The 18,914-nt window shown below is 70.0% G+C and carries 17 protein-coding genes and 1 riboswitch; of the genes, 16 read left to right on the top strand and 1 reads right to left on the bottom strand.

The features are described from left to right. The first annotated feature begins 2 nt into the window (after nt 1–2). From hpt to folK, 10 genes are all read left to right on the top strand, one after another. Nucleotides 3–557, top strand: coding sequence for a hypoxanthine phosphoribosyltransferase (gene hpt, locus ACWDNU_RS31815; RefSeq protein ID WP_037369179.1), 555 nt, complete (start codon nt 3–5; stop codon nt 555–557). A gap of 161 nt (nt 558–718) precedes the next feature. Then, nucleotides 719–1,087 carry a hypothetical protein gene (locus ACWDNU_RS31810; protein ID WP_370933599.1) on the top strand — a complete coding sequence of 123 codons (369 nt, stop codon included), beginning with the start codon at nt 719–721 and terminating at the stop codon, nt 1,085–1,087. Between the two features lie 23 nt (nt 1,088–1,110). Next, the gene (locus tag ACWDNU_RS31805; RefSeq protein ID WP_449671596.1) at nt 1,111–2,526 is read left to right on the top strand and encodes a hypothetical protein; all 1,416 of its coding nucleotides are present in this window, start codon (nt 1,111–1,113) and stop codon (nt 2,524–2,526) included. 79 nt (nt 2,527–2,605) lie between these two features. Then, a complete protein-coding gene (locus ACWDNU_RS31800) occupies nt 2,606–3,409 on the top strand; it encodes an ESX secretion-associated protein EspG (RefSeq protein ID WP_043827135.1) in 804 nt (267 codons plus the stop codon). Nucleotides 3,410–3,687: 278 nt separating this feature from the next. Beyond that, the gene (locus ACWDNU_RS31795; protein ID WP_449671595.1) at nt 3,688–4,509 is read left to right on the top strand and encodes an ESX secretion-associated protein EspG; all 822 of its coding nucleotides are present in this window, start codon (nt 3,688–3,690) and stop codon (nt 4,507–4,509) included. Between the two features lie 206 nt (nt 4,510–4,715). Next, nucleotides 4,716–7,130 (top strand): ATP-dependent zinc metalloprotease FtsH, encoded by a 2,415-nt coding sequence (gene ftsH, locus ACWDNU_RS31790; RefSeq protein WP_449671594.1) that lies wholly within the window; start codon nt 4,716–4,718, stop codon nt 7,128–7,130. Then, a complete protein-coding gene (gene folE / locus ACWDNU_RS31785) occupies nt 7,102–7,716 on the top strand; it encodes a GTP cyclohydrolase I FolE (RefSeq protein ID WP_449671593.1) in 615 nt (204 codons plus the stop codon). The genes ftsH and folE overlap by 29 nt, the downstream gene beginning before the upstream one ends. Before the next feature lie 26 nt (nt 7,717–7,742). Further along, nucleotides 7,743–8,549 carry a dihydropteroate synthase gene (gene folP / locus ACWDNU_RS31780; protein WP_449671592.1) on the top strand — a complete coding sequence of 269 codons (807 nt, stop codon included), beginning with the start codon at nt 7,743–7,745 and terminating at the stop codon, nt 8,547–8,549. Further along, on the top strand, nt 8,542–8,901 hold the full coding sequence (gene folB, locus ACWDNU_RS31775; protein WP_116206794.1) for a dihydroneopterin aldolase: 360 nt from the start codon (nt 8,542–8,544) through the stop codon (nt 8,899–8,901). Before folP ends, folB begins: the two co-directional genes overlap by 8 nt. Further along, complete coding sequence (gene folK, locus ACWDNU_RS31770; protein WP_182895794.1) at nt 8,898–9,392, top strand: 2-amino-4-hydroxy-6-hydroxymethyldihydropteridine diphosphokinase; 495 nt, start codon at nt 8,898–8,900, stop codon at nt 9,390–9,392. The genes folB and folK overlap by 4 nt, the downstream gene beginning before the upstream one ends. Before the next feature lie 50 nt (nt 9,393–9,442). Here the strand turns inward: folK and ACWDNU_RS31765 are convergent, their stop codons facing one another. Next, the gene (locus tag ACWDNU_RS31765; protein ID WP_449671591.1) at nt 9,443–10,381 is read right to left on the bottom strand and encodes a helix-turn-helix domain-containing protein; all 939 of its coding nucleotides are present in this window, start codon (nt 10,379–10,381) and stop codon (nt 9,443–9,445) included. 70 nt (nt 10,382–10,451) lie between these two features. Here ACWDNU_RS31765 and ACWDNU_RS31760 point away from each other — a divergent pair, with 70 nt between their 5' ends. From ACWDNU_RS31760 to ACWDNU_RS31735, 6 genes are all read left to right on the top strand, one after another. Next, nucleotides 10,452–10,904 (top strand): DUF3180 domain-containing protein, encoded by a 453-nt coding sequence (locus ACWDNU_RS31760; RefSeq protein ID WP_449671590.1) that lies wholly within the window; start codon nt 10,452–10,454, stop codon nt 10,902–10,904. 69 nt (nt 10,905–10,973) lie between these two features. Continuing rightward, on the top strand, nt 10,974–12,908 hold the full coding sequence (locus ACWDNU_RS31755; RefSeq protein ID WP_449671589.1) for a DUF6779 domain-containing protein: 1,935 nt from the start codon (nt 10,974–10,976) through the stop codon (nt 12,906–12,908). 323 nt (nt 12,909–13,231) lie between these two features. Continuing rightward, a complete protein-coding gene (locus ACWDNU_RS31750) occupies nt 13,232–14,056 on the top strand; it encodes a TatD family hydrolase (protein WP_449671588.1) in 825 nt (274 codons plus the stop codon). A gap of 427 nt (nt 14,057–14,483) precedes the next feature. Next, nucleotides 14,484–15,866 (top strand): transglycosylase family protein, encoded by a 1,383-nt coding sequence (locus ACWDNU_RS31745; protein WP_370940659.1) that lies wholly within the window; start codon nt 14,484–14,486, stop codon nt 15,864–15,866. A gap of 106 nt (nt 15,867–15,972) precedes the next feature. Further along, nucleotides 15,973–16,815, top strand: a complete 843-nt coding sequence (gene rsmA, locus ACWDNU_RS31740; protein ID WP_344280340.1) for a 16S rRNA (adenine(1518)-N(6)/adenine(1519)-N(6))-dimethyltransferase RsmA — start codon at nt 15,973–15,975, stop codon at nt 16,813–16,815. A 579-nt stretch (nt 16,816–17,394) separates the two neighbouring features. Further along, a riboswitch (SAM riboswitch) is annotated at nt 17,395–17,485 on the top strand. A 216-nt stretch (nt 17,486–17,701) separates the two neighbouring features. Next, entirely contained in the window at nt 17,702–18,715 is a 1,014-nt protein-coding gene (locus tag ACWDNU_RS31735) for a methionine ABC transporter ATP-binding protein (RefSeq protein ID WP_449671587.1), read from the top strand. The last annotated feature ends 199 nt before the right edge of the window (nt 18,716–18,914 follow it).

Genomic DNA, 18,914 nt, shown 5'->3' with positions numbered 1-18,914 from the left:
CCGTGTACGAGGGCGAGATCGCCTCCGTGCTCATCACCGAGCAGCAGATCAAAGACAAGATCGCGGAGCTGGCGGCGAAGATCGCCGCGGACCACCCGGAAAACGGCCAGGGCGACCTCCTCCTGGTCGGCGTCCTCAAGGGCGCCGTCATGTTCATGACCGACTTCGCGCGGGCGCTTCCGGTGCCGACGCAGCTGGAGTTCATGGCCGTGTCGTCCTACGGGTCGTCGACCTCGTCGTCGGGGGTGGTGCGGATCTTGAAGGACCTCGACCGCGACATCGCCGGCCGCGACGTCCTGATCGTCGAGGACATCGTCGACTCCGGGCTCACCCTGTCCTGGCTGCTGAAGAACCTGGCGAGCCGGAACCCGGCCTCGCTCGAGGTCGTCTCGCTGCTGCGCAAGCCGGAAGCCGTGAAGGTCGAGGTGCCGGTCAAATACATCGGCTTCGACATCCCCAACGAGTTCGTCGTCGGCTACGGCCTCGACTACGCCGAGCGCTACCGCGACCTGCCCTACATCGGCACGCTCGATCCGCACGTCTACACGTCCGGTTAGTCCGGTTCGCGGTAATCCTTTCAGGTACGGAACCCGGAAGCCCGAAATCGCGTCATAGGGCTCGACCAGGTGCGTTAACCTATGCGAAGACCTATTGCCATGCGGACGAGTGACACCAGCCGACGGGCTGGTCCTCGCGCGGGGGAACGGAGAGAGGGCAGATGGGCAACAACAGCTCGGCGGATGCCGCGGCGTTCAAGAACGCCGCTGTCAACGGCCAGGTCGGCATCGACCCGGACGCCGCGCAGACCGTGCTGAAGAAGATCCGGACCGGGCGGGACGCGATCGAAGCCCTCCTGAACAGCGCGGGCACGCTCGCGCAGCCGCCGAAGCTCGGCGCGAACCCGGTCGGCAAGGCGATGGCGACCAAGTTCGTGCAGCGCGCCGACGGCGGCGGCGACTCCTACTCGTCCGCGCTGCAGAACCTGCTCGGCCAGTACCAGGCGGCGGAGGAAGGCATCGTCGCGGCGATGGCCCGCTACCACGAGATCGACCAGTCCGCCGGCGACCCGTTCCGCAACAAGGCCTGACGTCCTAGGGGGATCACGCAGTCATGGCACCGAACACCAACACCTCGGGCCCGGACGGCTCGGGCTACAACACCTCCGGCTACGGCACCTCGTCCTCGGCTCCCGCGCCCGGCTCCGTCGTCGCGATGGGCCCGAACTCGGCGACCAACGACATCGTGTCGTCCGCGCGCAGCAGCTCCGGCGGCTTCGAGATCGGCGGCGACCGCGCCATCGGCAACCCGCCGAACTGGCAGTCGCAGGAAAGCCACCAGCTCTACGTCGGCGCGACCACCGACAACGACCCGGGCACCGCCGAGTCCGCCGGGCAGCACTGGACCAAGCACGGCACCGAGCTGAAGCAGGCGTCCGACGACCTGTACAACGCGATCACCGAACTGGGCCACGCCTGGGTCGGCCAGGGCGCGGCGGGTGCGCAGGGCGCGCTCGTGGCGATCGCCAACTCGGGCACGCAGGCCTCTGACGCCGCGCACACGATGGCCGACAAGCTCGCCCGGCAGGCTGCCGCGGCCGCCGAGGTCAAGAAGATGCCGGCCCCGCGCGACTACGACCCGAAGCAGGCCATGACGGCCGCGCTCGCGGGCGGCCCGGCCGCGCTGGCCGCGGACCAGAAGGCGCAGGCGGACGCCGCGAACGACGTCAAGGCGCAGCAGGTCGCGTTCTTCAACGCCTACACCCAGGCGATGACCGAGGTCGACGGCTCGACCCCGAGCTTCGGCCCGGACTCGCTCGGCATGAAGCCGACCGCGAACCACTTCAACGGCAACTCGTTCACCAACGTCAACAACATCGGCCACACGGACGGTCCGGGCGCGCTCGGCTCCCCGGGCAGCTTCGGCACGGTCGGCGCGCACGGCGCGGTCGGCGGTGCGGGTGTCGCCGGGCACGGCGCTCCGGCGCACGTCTCGGCCGACTCGGGCAAGTACGGCACCTCCGGTCTCGAGGGCGGCGCGCTCGCCGGCGGCACCGGCGTGGGCACGGGCGTTGGCGCCGGTTCCGGCGTCGGCGCGGCCCCAGCCCCGGCCGCTCCCGCGAGCACGGGCGGCAGCGGCCTCGGTTCCGCGCTCGGCCTCGGCGCCATCGGCGCGGGCGCCGGTCTCGCCGGCGGCAAGCTCGGCGAGGGCAACCGCAGCGGTTCGCGCAAGGAGGAGGAAGGCAAGACCTCCGCGGCGTCCGAGCACCAGAGCGGGCAGAGCGCCGCGTCGGCGGCTCCGCAGCAGCAGGGCGTGGTCCCGGCGGGCGGCACCATCGGCCAGTCCCAGGGCGGCATGAGCCCGATGGGCGGCATGGGCGGTGCGGGCGCGCACGGCGGCGCGGGCCAGGAGGACGAGGAGCACACGCACGCCTCGTTCCTCATCGAGCCGGACCCGGACGACGCGTTCGGGGCCAACGAAGCCACCCCGCCGCCGGTCATCGGCGCGTGGTCGGACGACGACAACTGACGCAGTGCTCGCGGGCGCGTGACCGGACCGGTCACGCGCCCGCGAGCGTTCGCAAACACTCGGGGTAGGGGGTTGGTCGATGCCGAACGCGGAGCTGCTCGCGCCGATCGAGGTGGACTTCCTGTGGGAGTCGGCCGGGATGGGCGAGCTGCCGTATCCGCTGCGGATCCGTTCGCACGGCGCGACGATGGACGAGCGCTCGGCGCTGCGCACGCGCACGCTCGGCGCGCTCGCTGACCGGGGGCTCGCCGACGATCGCGGCAGGCCCGCCCCGCACGTCGAGGACTACTTCGGCATCCTCGCCTCGCCGGACGTCAGCCTCGACACCGTCCAGCTGCTCGACCCGAACGGCGAACCGCTGCTCGCGGTCGCGGGCAGCGCGAACGGCGACGGCCTGTTCGCCGTCCAGGACCAGCGCGGGCTGCACCTGCACCCGTGCGCGCCGGACGGACTGGCCACGGCGATCATTTCGCTTCTGCCGGGCGCTCCGCGCGGAACGGAAAAGTCGATCACCGTGCCGCTGGAGCAGCTGGTCGGCGCGTCCGGAGTGGACTTCATGCAGCGGCGCGGCAACCAGGTCGACGCCTCCGGCCGCGCGAGCGTCGACGAGGACCGCAAGGCTCTCGCCCGGCTGCACGCCCAGCAGCGCCTGCGCGGCGGCCAGATCGGCGCGAACGCCCGCAACCGGCTCGGCGGGCGCAGCCGGTCGACGGTGCTGAGCTGGTTCGACACCGAAACCGGCCGGTACTTCACGCAGGCCAGCCAGGGCCACGACGGACGCGACTGGATCACCATCGCCCCCGCCGACCCGGCGACCTTGCGGCACCGGCTCGGCGAAATGCTCGCCGGGGTGGCCGACCAGGCCAGCGCGGGCGCGTTCTGACCCGCACCGCCTGACTCGCTTTGACTGACCCGCGCTGACCAGCCCCGGCTCCCGCTCGGCTGAAACCGCCCCAATGCGGCATTGGGTGCATCCGACGCAACCAACGCCACATTCGGTGCGCTGAACGCACCGAACGCCACATTCGGTGCGCGGGACGCACCGAACGCCGCTTTCGGTGCGCGGGATGCACCCAAAGCGGCATTGGGGCGCTTGAACACTGCCGATCCGGCGCTACGCTGGGCCGGGGAAATCGTTGACCGGAGGGTGAGCAGCACCGGATGCACCAAGAGTTCTTCTCGCCGCTGGCATTCGACTTCCTGTGGGAGTCGGCCGAGCTGGGCGAGCTGCCCTACCCGCTGCGCGTGCGCTCGCACGGCGCGACCGAGAACGAGCGCGTGTCGCTGCGGCACCGGGTCGACACCGAGCTGAAAGCCCGCGGCGTCCGCGATTCCCGCGGCAGGCTCGAGCCGGACGTCGAAGACTGGCTGACGCTGCTCGCGCGCGCCCCGCACTCCATCGACGCGCTGCACATCCCGCAGTTCGAGGCGCATCCGGTCGCGCTGCTCGCCGCGGGCGACGAGCGCACCGGCGTGGTCGCGATCCAGGACGCGGACGGCATCTGGCTGCGCGAGACTCAGCCGGACGCGCTGGTGTCCACGATCGTCGAACTGCTGCCTGGCGGCCCGCGCGGCAGTGAGGCGTCGGTCACGCTTCCGCTGGACGAGGCGTTGCACACCCAGCCGATCCGGGTGCCGGTGGCCGCGGGCGGCGGTCAGCCCGAGGAAAAGGGCGGACGGCGGGCGAAACGCCAGTCGCTCAGCGAGCGCGCCACTGTCGACCCGCGCGAGACGTACGGGCTCATCGCGGGCCAGCCGCGGCTGCGCGGCGGTCAGCTCGCAGCGAACAGCCGATCCCAGCTGGGACACCGGCAGCGGTCCCGGGTTCTCGGCTGGTTCGACACCTCCACCGGACGGTATTTGAGCTTGTCGAGGGCGGGTTCGGACGGCCGCGAATGGGTCACCGTGGCCCCGGCGGACCCGGCGACGCTGCGGAGCAGGCTGGGTGAAATGGTGGCTTCAGTGGCGGTCGACACCTGGTAGCCGGGTGACGTGTCGTCCCGGAACGGGAACCCTCGCGCGGGATTGGCCGTTGACCTGCGAGAGGCTCGCCAGGCTTCCCCGCCCGACCGGACGGTACCCTGGTGGGACGGGTGCCCTGCGGCGCCCGCGGGTTGTCAAGATCGCGATGGCGGGTATCACAAGAGCCGCCCAACCAGGGAGGGTCGAGGCCGCAAGGGCCGAGTCGTATGAACCGGAAGAGCGTGCTCAGGAACCCACTGCTGTGGATCGTCGCGGGGTTGCTGGCGTTGTTCGCCTACAACACGATCTTCGACAGCGATCGTGGCTACACCCAGGCTCCTATCTCCACGGCGATGCAGCAGGTCAAGGCCGGCCACGTCAAGGAAGCGAGCCTCGAGGACAAGGAGCAGCAGCTCAAACTGCTGCTCACGCAGCCGATCGACATCGACGGCCAGCAGGCCGACAAGGTCGTCGCGCAGTTCCCCGGCGGCGCGACCGACGACATCTACAAAGAGCTCCTCGGTGCGAACGTCGACAACCAGGCGAACCATCCGATCAAGTTCTCCACCAAGGTCACCCAGCAGAGCCTGCTGACCCAGATCCTGATCTTCGCGATCCCGCTGGCGCTGGTGCTCGGCCTGCTGATGTGGATGATGAACAACGCCCAGGGCGGCGGGAACCGCGTCCTGAACTTCGGCAAGTCGAAGGCGAAGCAGCTCAACAAGGACATGCCGAAGACGACCTTCGGCGACGTCGCGGGCGCTGACGAAGCGGTCGAAGAGCTGTACGAGATCAAGGACTTCCTGCAGAACCCGGCGCGCTACCAGGCGCTCGGCGCGAAGATCCCGAAGGGCGTCCTGCTCTACGGGCCGCCGGGTACCGGCAAGACGCTGCTCGCGCGTGCTGTCGCGGGCGAGGCGGGCGTGCCGTTCTACACGATCTCCGGTTCGGACTTCGTCGAGATGTTCGTCGGTGTCGGCGCGTCGCGAGTCCGCGACCTGTTCGAGCAGGCGAAGCAGAACGCGCCGTGCATCATCTTCGTGGACGAGATCGACGCGGTCGGCCGCCAGCGCGGCGCCGGCCTCGGCGGCGGCCACGACGAGCGCGAGCAGACGCTGAACCAGCTGCTGGTCGAGATGGACGGCTTCGACGCCCGCGGCGGCATCATCCTGATCGCGGCCACCAACCGCCCGGACATCCTCGACCCGGCGCTGCTGCGCCCTGGCCGGTTCGACCGGCAGATCCCGGTGTCCGCGCCGGACCTGCTCGGCCGCAAGGCGATCCTCGAGGTGCACGCCAAGGGCAAGCCGATCGCGCAGGGCACCGACCTGACCGGGCTGGCCAAGCGCACCGTCGGCATGTCCGGTGCGGACCTGGCCAACGTGCTGAACGAGGCCGCGCTGCTCACCGCCCGCGAGAACGGGCACGTGATCACCGACGTCGCGCTCGAGGAATCGGTCGACCGGGTGGTCGGCGGTCCCGCGCGCAAGAGCCGGATCATCTCCGAGAAGGAGAAGAAGATCACGGCCTACCACGAGGGCGGGCACGCGCTCGCCGCGTGGGCGATGCCGGACATCGAGCCGGTGTACAAGCTGACGATCCTGCCTCGCGGGCGTACCGGCGGGCACGCGCTGCTGGTGCCCGAGGACGACAAGCAGCTGATGACCCGGTCGGAGATGATCGGCCGGCTGGTCTTCGCGATGGGCGGCCGCACGGCCGAGGAGCTCGTCTTCCACGAGCCCACCACCGGTGCTTCTTCGGACATCGAGCAGGCGACGAAGATCGCCCGCGCGATGGTCACCGAATACGGCATGAGCGCGCGGCTGGGCGCGGTGAAGTACGGCCAGGAGCAGGGCGACCCGTTCCTCGGCCGGTCCGCCGGACGGCAGGCCGACTACTCGCTCGAGGTGGCGCACGAGATCGACGAGGAGGTGCGCAAGCTCATCGAGACCGCGCACACCGAGGCGTGGCACGTGCTCAACACCTACCGCGACGTGCTCGACAACCTGGTCATGGAGCTGCTGGAGAAGGAAACGCTGCAGCGCAAGGACCTCGAGCGGATCTTCGCGACCGTCGAGAAGCGCCCGCACATCACCGTCTTCAACGAGTTCGGCGAGCGCACGCCGTCGGACAAGCCGCCGATCAAGACCCCGGGCGAGCTGGCGATGGAGCGCGGCGAGCCGTGGCCGCCGCCTGCTCCGGAGAAGGAAAAGCCCGCGCTGCAGCCCGCCCCGACCCCGGTCGGCACGGCTCCGGGCGCGGGCGAGCTGCCTGGCGGCCCGCCGTACCAGGCTCCGGACCCGAACGCGAACCCGTACGCCCCGCCGGCCAACGGCGGCCGTCCGACCGGCGGGCCGAACGGCGCCGGCCGCTGGGGCCAGCCGTATGGTGGTCAGCAGCAGCCGGGCGGTCCGGCAGGCGGCGGCTACCAGCCCGGTGGCCCTGGCGGTGCGCAGAGCGGACCGCCGAACTACGGGGCGCCTCCGGGCTGGACCCCGGCGACGTCCCCGGGCGGCCAGCAGCCGTGGCGCCCCGCCGAAGACCGTCCGCGTGAGCAGGGCTGGTTCGCCGACGGCGCGAACGGCCAGCAGCCGGACGAGGGGCAGCATCGGCGTGACGTCGACGGATCAGACAAGCAGTAAAGACGGCATCCGCCCGGTCTTCGATCAGGACCGGGCGGAGCGCGCCGTTCGCGAGCTGCTGCTCGCCTGCGGCGAAGACCCGGATCGGGACGGTCTCCAGGACACCCCGGCCCGGGTCGCTCGCGCTTACCGGGAGATGTTCGCCGGCCTCTACACCGATCCGGACGAGGTGCTGGCGCGGACGTTCGACGAATCGCACGAGGAGCTCGTGCTCGTCACGGACATCCCGATGTATTCGACCTGCGAACATCATCTGCTGGCCTTCCACGGTGTAGCCCACGTCGGCTACATCCCGAACGGCGAGGGCAAGGTCACCGGTCTGTCGAAGCTGGCTCGGCTCGTCGACCTGTATGCCAAGCGTCCGCAGGTGCAGGAGCGGCTCACCTCGCAGATCGCCGACGCGCTCGTGCGGAGGTTGGAGCCGCGCGGGGTGATCGTGGTCGTCGAGGCGGAGCATCTGTGCATGTCGGTGCGCGGGATCCGCAAGCCGGGTTCGCGCACAACCACGTCGGCGGTGCGCGGGATGCTGCGGTCGTCGGCGACGTCGCGTGCCGAGGCGATCGAGCTGATCCGGGGGCGCCGGTGATCCCCCGGCCGGGGCGGTGCGCCGTGATGGGTGTGCTGAACGTGACGCCGGATTCGTTCTCCGACGGCGGCCGGTACCTCGACCTCGACCAGGCGCTGGAGCACGCGCGCGAGATGTGGGCGCGCGGCGCGGACCTGATCGACGTCGGCGGCGAGTCGACGCGGCCGGGCGCGTCGCGGGTCGACGCGGAGACCGAGGCCGCGCGCATCCTGCCGGTGATCCGGCAGCTGTCTTCCGAAGGCGTCGTGCTGTCGGTCGACACCACGCGGGCCGCGGTCGCCGAAGCCGCGGTGGCGGCGGGTGCGAAGGTGATCAACGACGTGTCCGGCGGGCTCGCCGATCCGGCGATGGGACGGGTCGCGGCGGAGACCAAGGTGCCGTGGGTGTTGATGCACTGGCGTGGGCACAGCAAGGACATGAACGCGTTGGCCACGTACGCGGACGTCGTCGCCGAAGTGCGCGGCGAGCTGCTGGAGCGGGTCGAAGAGGCGATCGCGGCCGGGGTTGCCGAGAGCGAGATCGTGCTCGACCCCGGCCTCGGGTTCGCCAAGCACGCCGAACACGACTGGGCGTTGCTGCACGGGCTGAATTCGTTGCTGGACTTGGGTTTCCCGGTCTTGGTGGGCGCTTCGCGCAAACGTTTCCTCGGTCGGCTGCTGTCCGGAAAGGACGGAGTGCCGAGGCCGCCGGACGGCCGCGAGGTCGCCACCGCGTCGATCTCGGCGCTGGCCGCCGCGGCGGGTGCTTGGGGTGTGCGGGTGCACGAGGTGGGGGCTTCACTGGACGCCGTGGCGGTGGCCGCGGCCTGGCAGCAAGGACGGGCCGATGGCTGACCGCATCACGCTCACGGGGTTGCGCGTGTTCGGCCGACATGGCGTCTTCGACCACGAGAAGCGCGACGGGCAGGAATTCGGCATCGACATCGTCGCGTGGCTCGACCTCGGGCCCGCCGCGGCGTCGGACGACCTGACCAAGACGCTGCACTACGGCGAGTTGGCCGAGCTGGCGGCGGGGATCGTCGCCGGGGAGCCGTACGACCTGATCGAGAGCGTCGCCGGGAAGATCGCCGACGAGGTCATGCGCGACGACCGGCTGACCGCCGTCGAGGTCACCGTGCACAAGCCTGCCGCGCCGATTCCGCTGACCTTCGACGACGTCGCGGTCACGATCCGGCGGGAGCGGTGAGCCGCGCGGTCCTGTCGCTTGGCTCCAACCTCGGCGACCGGCTCGGCTACCTGCGTAGCGCGGTCGATGCGGTGCGCCCGGCGCTCGTCGCGGTGTCCGGGGTGTACGAGACGAAAGCCTGGGGCGTCGAGGACCAGCCGGATTTCCTGAACGCGCTGTGCATCGTCGACGACCCGGCGCGCGACCACTGGGCGTGGCTGCGCGCCGGGCAGGCTGCCGAACAGGCGGCGGGCCGGGTGCGCGAACTGCGCTGGGGCCCGCGGACGCTGGATGTCGACATAGTGACAGTGCAGGGTGTGCTCTCCGACGATCCGGAGCTGCTCCTGCCGCACCCCGGGACCCCGGACCGGGCGAGCGTGCTGATCCCGTGGCTCGAGATCGACCCGGACGCCGAGGTTCCCGGGCACGGCCGGGCCGCCGACCTGCTCGCCCGGCTGCCGGAAGCAGACCGGGCGGGCGTCGTCCTGCGGCCCGACCTCACCCTGTCGTGAGTGGCAATCCCGGTTAGAACCGGGGTTGCCACTCACGAGGCGTCAGCCGCTTACGAGGCCCGCAGCGCCGCCAGCAGGAACTGGATCTCTTCCTGCCTGCTCGGGATGGCGGGCCAGCCGTTGATCGTCGCGAGCAGCTGCCAGTACCGCTCGGCGCGCGGATCCGCGCCCACGGCGATTCCGTCGGCCATCTTGTAACGGACCGCCGGGTCGGCCGGGTCCTGGTCCGGCCGGGCCGAGGCGGTCGCGATCGCGTCCGCCAGCGCCCGTCCGGCCGGGGAGTCCGGCGCGTGGCCCGCGTCGAGCGCGGACCGGGCGTCGGCCATCCAGGCGGCCCAGTTTTCCTGCTGGGCCTTCGTCGGCTGCTCGTACTCGCCCGCTTCCCGCGTGGCCGAATGCCGCTCGCTCATCGTGCGGATGGACTGCCGGAACTCGGGGTCCCGCACGAGTTCGGCGAACTCGATCCAGGCCTCCAGTTGTTCCGGAGCCGGATCATCCGGAAGATCCGGTTTCGCCGACTGCATTCGCGCGTAGAACTCGGGATCGACGTCGAGCCCCTCCATCATTTCGGACCAGAACTCGTCCACCAGACGGCGGCGTTCCTCGTCCGGCATTTGGGCGATGCGATTCATCAGTTTCACTTCCTCCAGCTCGGAATCCCGTTTCAGCACCGCGCGCAATACCGCGCGGCGCAGCCGCAACCGCCGGATCTGCTCGTCGAGCGCGTCGACGTGGCTCGTCGCCAGGTCGCGCACCGTCGTCTCGCGCGCCAGCGCGCGGGACACCTCGGGCAGGCCGATGCCCAGCTCGCGCAGCGTCCGGACCAGCTCCAGCCGGGCGAGCGCGTGCGCGTCGTACAGCCGGTAGCCTGCGCCGGTCCGCTGCGTGGGCGGGAGCAGGCCCTCGTCGGAGTAGAACCGGATGGTCTTCACCGGCAGCCCGGTGCGCCGGGACAGTTCGCCGATCGTGAAGACCGTGGTGGCAGGCATGTCAGGCATCGTGGAGTCTCCAGTCGCTGGAGAGTCAAGCCTGCCAGAAGGGGCTCGGTACGGTGGAGTCATGCACTTCACGCGGTCCCGGGACCTGATCGTGGCCGCGGTCCTCGGCCTCGCCGCGGTCTACGTGCTGTTCCAGGCCGCTTACGGCGATCTGCCGCAGCTGCCCTTGCTCGCCGGGGTGACCTTCGCGGTGCTCGCGATCGCCGAGGCCGGACTGGCGCTGTCGACCCGGTCGCGGATCAAGTCGGGCCGGGTCCACGGCGACGCGGTCGGGATCGCCCGGGCGGTCGCGCTGGCGAAGGCGTCTTCGCTGGCCGGGGCGTTTCTCGGCGGCGGCTGGATCGCCGCCTTCCTCTATGTTTTCCCGCGACGTGACGAACTCGTCGCCGCGGTCTCGGACAGCAAGTCGGCGGTCGTCGGGGCGGTGTCGTCGGCGCTGCTCGTAGCTGCCGCTTTGTGGCTCGAGCACTGCTGCCGGACGCCGCCGGAGGACCGTCGGTCCCCGACCGGTTAACGCGTCGATGGCGCCGCTCGAAGTACCGACTAGGTCTCATTCGGATCACCGGAAGGTACGGTGTCAGGCATGACTGGCGTGGGTGACGACTCGCACGGCCGCCGCGCTGGCAGGCCGTGGCTTGTCGCCGGACTGCTCCTCGCCGTCGGCGCCACCGTGGTTTTGGTGCTGAGCGACGACCTCCGGTACCTCCGGCTCGGGATCGTCGCGGCGCTCTGGGCTGCCCTGATCGGCGCCTTCCTGGCTGTTCGCGCCCGCAAGAACGCGGCGCACAGCGAGGACGCGGCCGCCGAGGCGCAGGCGGTGTACGAACTGGAGCTGGAACGCGAAATCGCGGCCCGGCGGGAGTACGAACTCGAGCTCGAAACGGAAACGCGCGAGGCCGCGCAGGCACAGTCACGCGAAGAATTGGATGCGCTGCGTGCCGAAGTGGCTGCGCTGCGCGAAAGCCTGCATTCGCTGTTCGGCGGAGAGGTGCTGCTGGAACGCGTCGCGCTCACCGCGCAGGCGACCCGGATGCGCTCGCTGAACGACGAGCAGCGGCTCGTTTCCGCCGGTTCCGAGACCAAGAACGGCAATGGCAAGAAACCGGCTCAGCTGCTCGCTCCGAAGAAGCAGGTGGTCGATGTTCCGGAGCGGCCGACCGAATTCATGGACCGGGTGCTCGACGCGAAGCCCGCGGAGCGGCGCCGTCCGCCGGTGAACGGCGGTGCCAACGGGGCCGCGAAGACCAATGGCGCCAATGGGACTTCCGGCGCGAATGGCTCGATCGCCGCTGGATTGAACGGTTCCGGTCCGAGTGGCGACCGGTCGACGCAGCTGCGTACCCAGCAGATGCCGCGGTTGAAGCCGAAGCGCCCGGAACCGCCTGCCGAGCCGGAGCCGTTCGAGGACGACGTCGAATCGGAGAGCCCGGCTCCGCGCGGTGGCCGCGATCCTCGGGCCAACTTGGCGGAGGCGTTCGTGCCTCGTGCCGACGCGGGCCCGCATGCGGGGCGTGCCAGCGTGGCGGACGCGTTCGCCGCGCGTGAGCCGCGGAATGGCGCGCCGGAAGCGCATGCTGAGCGGCCTGGTCGCGGTGGTGCGCCGGAGGCCGGTCCTCGTGGGAGTGCGCCGAAGCCGCGTGGCGATCGTGCGCCGGAGCCGTATGAAGCCGAGCGTCGTTCGGCTGGTGATTCCGGTTCGCATGTGATTCCGGAAGCGTTTGAGCAGGACGTTGCTGAGCGTGGGCAGCGGAATGTGACTGAGCCGTTGCCGCGGGAGGCTGAGCGGGCTCGTGGTTCGTTCAGCCAGGCGCCGCGGGCCGCTCGGCCGCAGAACGACGCGCCGGAGCCGCCTCGTCGGCCCGCTGCCGAGGCGCAGCCGACTCGGACTGTCGCGCCGGTGAGCAAGCCGGAGCCGCCGGTCAAGGAAGAGCGGCCGGTGCCTCGGTTGGCGGCTCGGCCTGCTCCGCAGCGGGCTGAGGAGCGGCCGGAAGCTGCTGAGCAGACTGCGATTTCCCGGCCTGCTGAGCCGGTCGCGCATCGGCGTGCTGAGCCTGCCCCGAAGAAGGTGGAGAAACCGGTGGTGGAGAAGGAGCCCGCGGCTGAGCCGCAGACTCGTGCGCCGTCTCGGCTGGAGCAGTTCTCCCGGTCGGATTTGTCGCCGTTGGCTGAGGACACGCCTACTGGGCGGCATGGGGCGCCGGGGGCGGATGCGGTCAATCCGACGTTGCCGGAGTCGGTTCGGAGTTCGGTCGGGAGTGGGTCTGGGGGGCGGCGGCGTCGTCCGGAGGCTGAGGCTGCTTCGGCTCCTGCTCCGGTTTCGGGTGGGCGTCGGCGGCGGCCTGAGGGGGAGCCTCCTGCTTGGGAGGCTGCTGCTGCGGAGGAGAGCGAAGAGGGTTCGCATGGGCGGCGGGCTGCGGATACCGGCCACCATGCGTCTGGGCGGTCTGTGACGGAATTGCTTGCGGCTAATGGGAAGACCGAGGGGAGTCCTCGGCGGAGGCGTCGGGCTGAGGATTGATTCTCGGGTTCGGCTCGTCGCCTGGCGGCGACATTGCCGTGAGTGGTTGCGTGGGGCACCCCGAAGCTGAGTGTGACTACGGCGCGGGGGTGCTTGTCAAGGCGGGAAAGATGCCTTGACAAGCACCCCCGAACCGCAGGGCGGCGTTGGATCGGGGTTGGGGGCGGTGTGGGTGCTTCGATCGTTGGGTGCGTCGGTGCGGTTGGGGGCGGGGCTAGCGCCCCAATGTGGCATTGGGTGCGTCAGACGCACCCAATGTGGCGTTCGGTGCGTGGCATGCACCCAATGCCACATTGGGGGCACCGCGCAGTAGCTTGGGTGCCATGGGTGACGAGAAGCGCGAACTTCCCCCGATTCCTGATCGGCTGCCGGTGACGGTGGTGGACGCGCACACTCATCTCGACGCGTGCGGGGCGGAGACTGCGGCTGACGTTGCCGAGATGGCCGACCGTGCCGAGCGGGCTGGGGTCGCGCGGGTTGTCACGGTTGCCGACGATCTTGCGGCTGCGCGTTGGGCCGCTGAAGCGTCCACGTGGGACTCGCGGGTGTTTGCTGCGGTGGCTATTCATCCCACGCGTACCAAGGAATTCGGCACCGCTGAACAGTCCGAAGTGGAGCGGTTGGCGCGGGGGGAGCGCGTGGTCGCGGTTGGCGAGACGGGGCTCGATTACTACTGGGACTACTCGCCGCACGATGCGCAGCAGGCTGCGTTTCGCTGGCACATCGATCTCGCGAAGCGGCTCGGCAAGGCGCTGATGATCCACGATCGCGACGCGCACGAGGACGTGCTTCGCATCCTCGACGAGGAAGGCGCGCCCGAGACGGTCGTCTTCCACTGCTTCTCTGGCGACGAACACATCGCGCGCCGCTGCATCGACAAGGGCTACATCTTGTCCTTCGCGGGCACGGTCACCTTTAAGAACGCGCGCGGGCTGCACGAGGCCGCGCGGATCGTGCCGCGTGGGCAGTTCCTCGCTGAGACAGACGCGCCGTTTCTGACGCCTCATCCCTACCGTGGGCGGCCGAACGAGCCGTACTGCACCGCCTACACCGTTCGCTTCCTCGCTCAGCTGCGCGGCGAAGCGGTCCACGAGGTGGCCGAAGCGGTCCGGACCACTGCCGAACGCGCATATCAGCTGCCTGCCTGATTCCTCAGTGTCACAACGGGTTGCACGGATTGCGACATTCGAGACCGTGCATTCGTCCACCTGATGAGTGACGCAAGTCACGACACTCCGGGGGGTGTTTGCGCAACCTGCCAACACCCGTTACTGTCCCGTGATCGTGCCGGTCGGTTCCGCGCAGCGGACCCGGCTGATACGCCCACCAGTCACGTCAGTGCACGTCGGGGAAGCGGAACCGGGGTTGGTACGACCTGGGACCGTGACGATGGCGCTGGCTGGGGGTGTCGGACTTGAGAGGCGCGCCCGAGGGTGCGTCGCGAACGAAGGACGACGCGCGAAACACGCGCGATGTCTTGGGAAAGGGAACGACCCGGTGACTGGTAGTCGGCAGGATGACTCGCGTCTTGACGCGGGTACGGCGTATTTCTCCTCCGCCCCGTCCTCGGTGGCCGTGCTCGACCGCGAGCTCGAGGACACCGCGTACGGGCAGCTTGACTTCTCCGACGAGCTCCGCGTGACCGAGCAGGACGTGCTCGCCGCGCTCGGCCCGGACGCCGACATGCTGATGTCGGAAATCGACGTCGACGTCGACGAGCTGATCCGCCTCATCAACGCGGAAACCACGATGCTTCCCCCGCTCGTCCTCCCGGACGAGGTCGAGGAAGACCGCACCGCCTCCCCGCAGGCCAAGAAGGCCGCGGTCGAGGAAGGCCTGCGCGAGGCGACCAAGACCTGGAAGCGCCGCTTCCTCAAGGGCGCGGTGCTTTCGCTGCTGGTCACCGTCGGCGGTGGCGGCGCGGCGGCGCTCGCGATGAACAAGAGCATCACCGTCGACGTCGACGGCCACCAGCAGACCGTGCACAGCTTCGGCGGCACCGTCGGCGACGTCCTCAAGGACGCGGGCCTGTCCGTCGGCGAGCACGACGCGCTTTCGCCCTCGCCGCAGGCGGCGGTCGGCGACGGCGGCGTCATCAAGCTCGAGCGCGGCCGTCAGCTGAACCTCGTCGTGGACGGCGTGTCGCGGCCCTCCTGGGTCCGGGCGACCACGCTCGGCGAGGCCATGAACCAGCTCGGCATGGGCAGCATGCTTTCCCAGGGCGCGTGGACGTCGATGCCGTCGTCCGGCGACCTCCCGCTCGAGGGGTCGACCGTCCAGGTCAAGACCCTCAAGCACATCACGCTTTTCGACGGCACCAACGCGCCCCGCCAGGTGAGCACCAACGCGGTGACCACCAAGGAGCTCGTCTCCGACCTGAAGCTGAACCTCGGCCCGGACGACGCGATCGACGGCGGCCTCGACGTCAGCCTCAAGAACGGCGCCGAGGTCCACGTCAGCCGCATGGGCGTGTCGATGGTCAACCAGGAAGAGACCATCGACCCCGAGGTGCAGAAGGTCGACGACCCGACGCAGCTGCAGGGCCAGCAGAGCGTCGAGGACCCGGGCACGCCGGGCAAGAAGCTGGTGACCTACAAGGTCACGAAGAAGAACGGCGAAGAGGTCTCGCGCGAGCAGATCTCGGAGAAGACCCTGGTCGAGGCCAAGGCCAAGATCATCAAGGTCGGCACCAAGAAGCCGCCGGCCCCGGCCATCGGCGACACCGGCGTGTGGGACCGCATCGCGCAGTGCGAGTCGGGCGGCAACTGGTCGATCAACACCGGCAACGGCTACTACGGCGGCCTCCAGTTCGACAAGCAGACCTGGGCGGCCTACGGCGGCACGCAGTACGCCCCGACGGCCGACAAGGCCACCCGCGAGCAGCAGATCGCGACCGCCGAGAAGGTGCGCGACGCGCGCGGCGGCTACAGCGCCTGGGGCTGCGGCTACAAGGCCTGAGCACCCTCGGTTTTTCCGGCAGGCGGCCGTGAGCTTCGCGCTCACGGCCGCCTGCTTTTGTCCGCCGCGTTGTCGTAGCCGCGACGGCGCTGGGTAGGCTCGTCCGGTGGTGGAACTGCTGGGGCCTGCCGAAATCCGCGGGCTGGCCGACGAACTCGACGTCCGGCCCACGAAGAAGCTCGGGCAGAACTTCGTGCACGACCCCAACACGGTCCGCCGCATCGTCGAACTCGGCGGCGTGCGGCCGGGGGACGTCGTGCTGGAGGTCGGACCCGGTCTCGGGTCGCTGACGCTGGGCCTGCTCGCCGCAGGCGCTCAGGTCGTCGCCGTGGAGATCGATCCGGTGCTGGCCGCCCGGCTGCCGCAGACAGTCGCCGAGCGCGCCCCGGAGGCGGCGGAGCGGCTGACCGTCGTCGGCGCCGACGCGCTGCGCGTGCGGGCCGCCGATCTCCCGGCTGAGCCGGTGTCGATCGTGGCGAACCTGCCGTACAACGTCGCGGTGCCGGTGGTGCTGCATCTGCTGGCCGAGCTGCCGTCGCTGCGCAGCGGGCTCGTGATGGTCCAGACCGAGGTCGCCGATCGGATGGCGGCCGGGCCGGGCAGCCGGACTTACGGCGTGCCGAGCGTGAAGCTCGCTTGGTACGGACCGGCGCGAAAGGTCGCCGCGGTGCCGCGCGCGGTGTTCTGGCCGGTGCCGAACGTCGACTCCGCGCTGGTCTCGTTCACCCGGACTGACCCGGTGTCCGGGGTGGATCGCGCGCGGTTGTTCGCGGTGGTCGACGCGGCGTTTTCGCAGCGGCGCAAGACTTTGCGGGCCGCGCTGGCGGGGTGGGCTGGTTCCGCCGAGCGGGCTGGCGAGTTGCTAGCCGAAGCGGGGATCGACCCGAAGACGCGCGGGGAGCAGCTGGACGTGCACGCGTTCGCGCGGATCGCGGCAGCCGGAAACTGACCCCCCTCCCACGGCGCTCGCTTGTGACGTCCAACCGCGGCGGCGCGGCGGGTATTCCGGGTGCGGGGCGTTGATTTCGGTGCGTTGCCTGATGATCTTGCGTCGTCGCTGATCGTGGGGCATTCCGGGCCTCGCAGCTACTCTCGGTCATCGCGCGAGTGCGGCCGAAATGGCCCGCTACCTGTGACGGGCGGCTCGTCAAGGCCGTGGCATTCGGGGGAGTCTGATTGCTCCCCGGCCCGGATTGTTCAGTGCCGCCGGTTCGAGGTGCTTCGCTTCGGTGACCTATCTCGACCCGATCGCGGACCCGGCGCCCCGGGCGTCGAGGCCCGGGAGTGCGCATCACTTGACAACGGGAAAACTCTTGTTCCACAAAGATTCTTGATCGTCCACAGTGGAACGAACTCGTTCGTGGCCGGGGGCCGTCGCGAGGGTTCCACAGGTCGAGGCAATGTTCGGGAACCGAGGTTCCGGGTTTCCGGGTCCTGGACGGGCTGTTCCGGTATGCGGGCACCACCAGACGTGTGATCTGCACCAACGCGCTTGCGTTCAGCCAATGGGATCGGCTTTACTCGAAAGCGTCCATCCCGAGCGACTGAGAGACCTGGCTCGCCGAAGTCGCAGCAACCACCCTCCGCAGGGCAGGTGCTACCGCCAGGACCGATGGAGGCTGTTTTCGATGAAGAGGGTCACCCGCCCGCTCCTGCTGACCCGCCGGCGCGTAGTCGACGAAGGTCGCCGCACGGTATCCGCGTGTCAACGCTCCATGGTCATCGCCTGATCGTTTTTTCCGCAGTTTCTTGCGCCGTCCACTGTGGACGGTAATTCGATGACGCCTTGGCGCGCCCGGATCCGGCGCCGCGCCTCGTTTGCCTGGAGCCCTTTCGTGATCACTGTCGAAAACGTGTCCAAGTCCTTTCCCTTCCACGGAAATCGTGTCGCCGCACTGCGCGACGTGAGCGTTGACGTGCAAGCCGGCTCGCTGTTCGGAATCGTGGGTCCGTCCGGCTCCGGCAAGTCCACCCTCGCCCGCTGCATCGCGCTGCAGGAGCGCCCCGACCGCGGCGTCGTGCGGCTCGACGGCCTCAACACCGCGACCCTCGACGGCAAGCGGCTGCGGGAGATCCGCCGCCAGCTCGGGGTCGTCGGGACCAAGCCGGAGCTGCTCGCCGAGCGCACCATCGCGGGCAACATCGCCAGCCCGCTGGAGCAACTCGGCGTCGACGGCCCACAGCGGCGCAGCCGGGTCGGCTCGCTGCTCGACCTGGTCGGCCTCACCCCGCGCGCCGCGCAGAAGCCGGACGAACTCACCGACGGCCAGCTCCGCCGGGTCGCGGTCGCCAAGGCGCTCGCCGCCGGACCGGCCGTGCTGCTCGCCGACGACCCGACCGCCGGAGTTTCAGCGGAAGACGCCGGCGCGGTGCTCGCCGTGCTCGACCGGGCGCGCGCCGAGCTTGGCGTGACGGTCGTCGTCACCACGCCGGACGCCGACGTCGTCCGCCGAGTCTGCGACGACGTCGCGGTGCTCGACAACGGCGCGATCGTCGAGCGCGGCACGGTGCTCGACCTCATCTCGACGCCGGACAGCTGGACCGCGCAGGCAGTGCTGCCGTCGATCGAGACCTCGCGCGCCCAGTCCGCGAAGTACGACCGCGCGGTCGACGTCGTGCTGATCGGGTTCGCGTCGGTGGGTGCGTTGCTGCCTGAGGCGGCTAGTCGCTTCGACGTCGAACTTGCCACTATTGGTGGTGGGCTCACCCGTATTGGGGATACGCCGATTGCTCGGTTCCGGTTGGGGGTGCGTGGGGAGCGGGCTGACGCTGCGCTGTCTTGGATTTCTGATCGGGGGGCGTTTGTTAGTCAGGTGGTTCGTGGGCCGCAGAGTGTGGTTGCTGCCTGATTTACCTTCTGCTGCAAGACGTTTCACGGGCCGCTCCGTACGGGGCGGCCCGTGGTGTTTGAGTTGGCAGGGTAGCTCACCAGCTGGGTTTTTTGGCGTCGGCTCCGCCGCCGCGTGCGGGATCGCTTTTATGCCGGCGTTTGGGGGCTGTCCACAATGCACCGCTGCCTCGGGCCGGGTAGCGGATCGTGGTCTGGGT

The sequence above is a fragment of the Amycolatopsis sp. NPDC003676 genome, assembly GCF_053587275.1.
Note: the sequence above shows the minus strand (reverse complement) of the source record. Positions and strands in the feature narration are given on the sequence as shown.

Excerpts from the sequence above, each read along its gene's own strand:
- ACWDNU_RS31810 (WP_370933599.1), top strand. The coding sequence starts at position 719 with ATGGGCAACAACAGCTCGGCGGATGCCGCGGCGTTCAAGAACGCCGCT.
- ACWDNU_RS31805 (WP_449671596.1), top strand. The coding sequence starts at position 1,111 with ATGGCACCGAACACCAACACCTCGGGCCCGGACGGCTCGGGCTACAAC.
- ACWDNU_RS31800 (WP_043827135.1), top strand. The coding sequence starts at position 2,606 with ATGCCGAACGCGGAGCTGCTCGCGCCGATCGAGGTGGACTTCCTGTGG.
- ACWDNU_RS31795 (WP_449671595.1), top strand. The coding sequence starts at position 3,688 with ATGCACCAAGAGTTCTTCTCGCCGCTGGCATTCGACTTCCTGTGGGAG.
- ftsH (WP_449671594.1), top strand. The coding sequence starts at position 4,716 with ATGAACCGGAAGAGCGTGCTCAGGAACCCACTGCTGTGGATCGTCGCG.
- folP (WP_449671592.1), top strand. The coding sequence starts at position 7,743 with ATGGGTGTGCTGAACGTGACGCCGGATTCGTTCTCCGACGGCGGCCGG.
- folB (WP_116206794.1), top strand. The coding sequence starts at position 8,542 with ATGGCTGACCGCATCACGCTCACGGGGTTGCGCGTGTTCGGCCGACAT.
- ACWDNU_RS31765 (WP_449671591.1), bottom strand. The coding sequence starts at position 10,381 with ATGCCTGCCACCACGGTCTTCACGATCGGCGAACTGTCCCGGCGCACC.
- ACWDNU_RS31760 (WP_449671590.1), top strand. The coding sequence starts at position 10,452 with ATGCACTTCACGCGGTCCCGGGACCTGATCGTGGCCGCGGTCCTCGGC.
- ACWDNU_RS31755 (WP_449671589.1), top strand. The coding sequence starts at position 10,974 with ATGACTGGCGTGGGTGACGACTCGCACGGCCGCCGCGCTGGCAGGCCG.
- ACWDNU_RS31750 (WP_449671588.1), top strand. The coding sequence starts at position 13,232 with ATGGGTGACGAGAAGCGCGAACTTCCCCCGATTCCTGATCGGCTGCCG.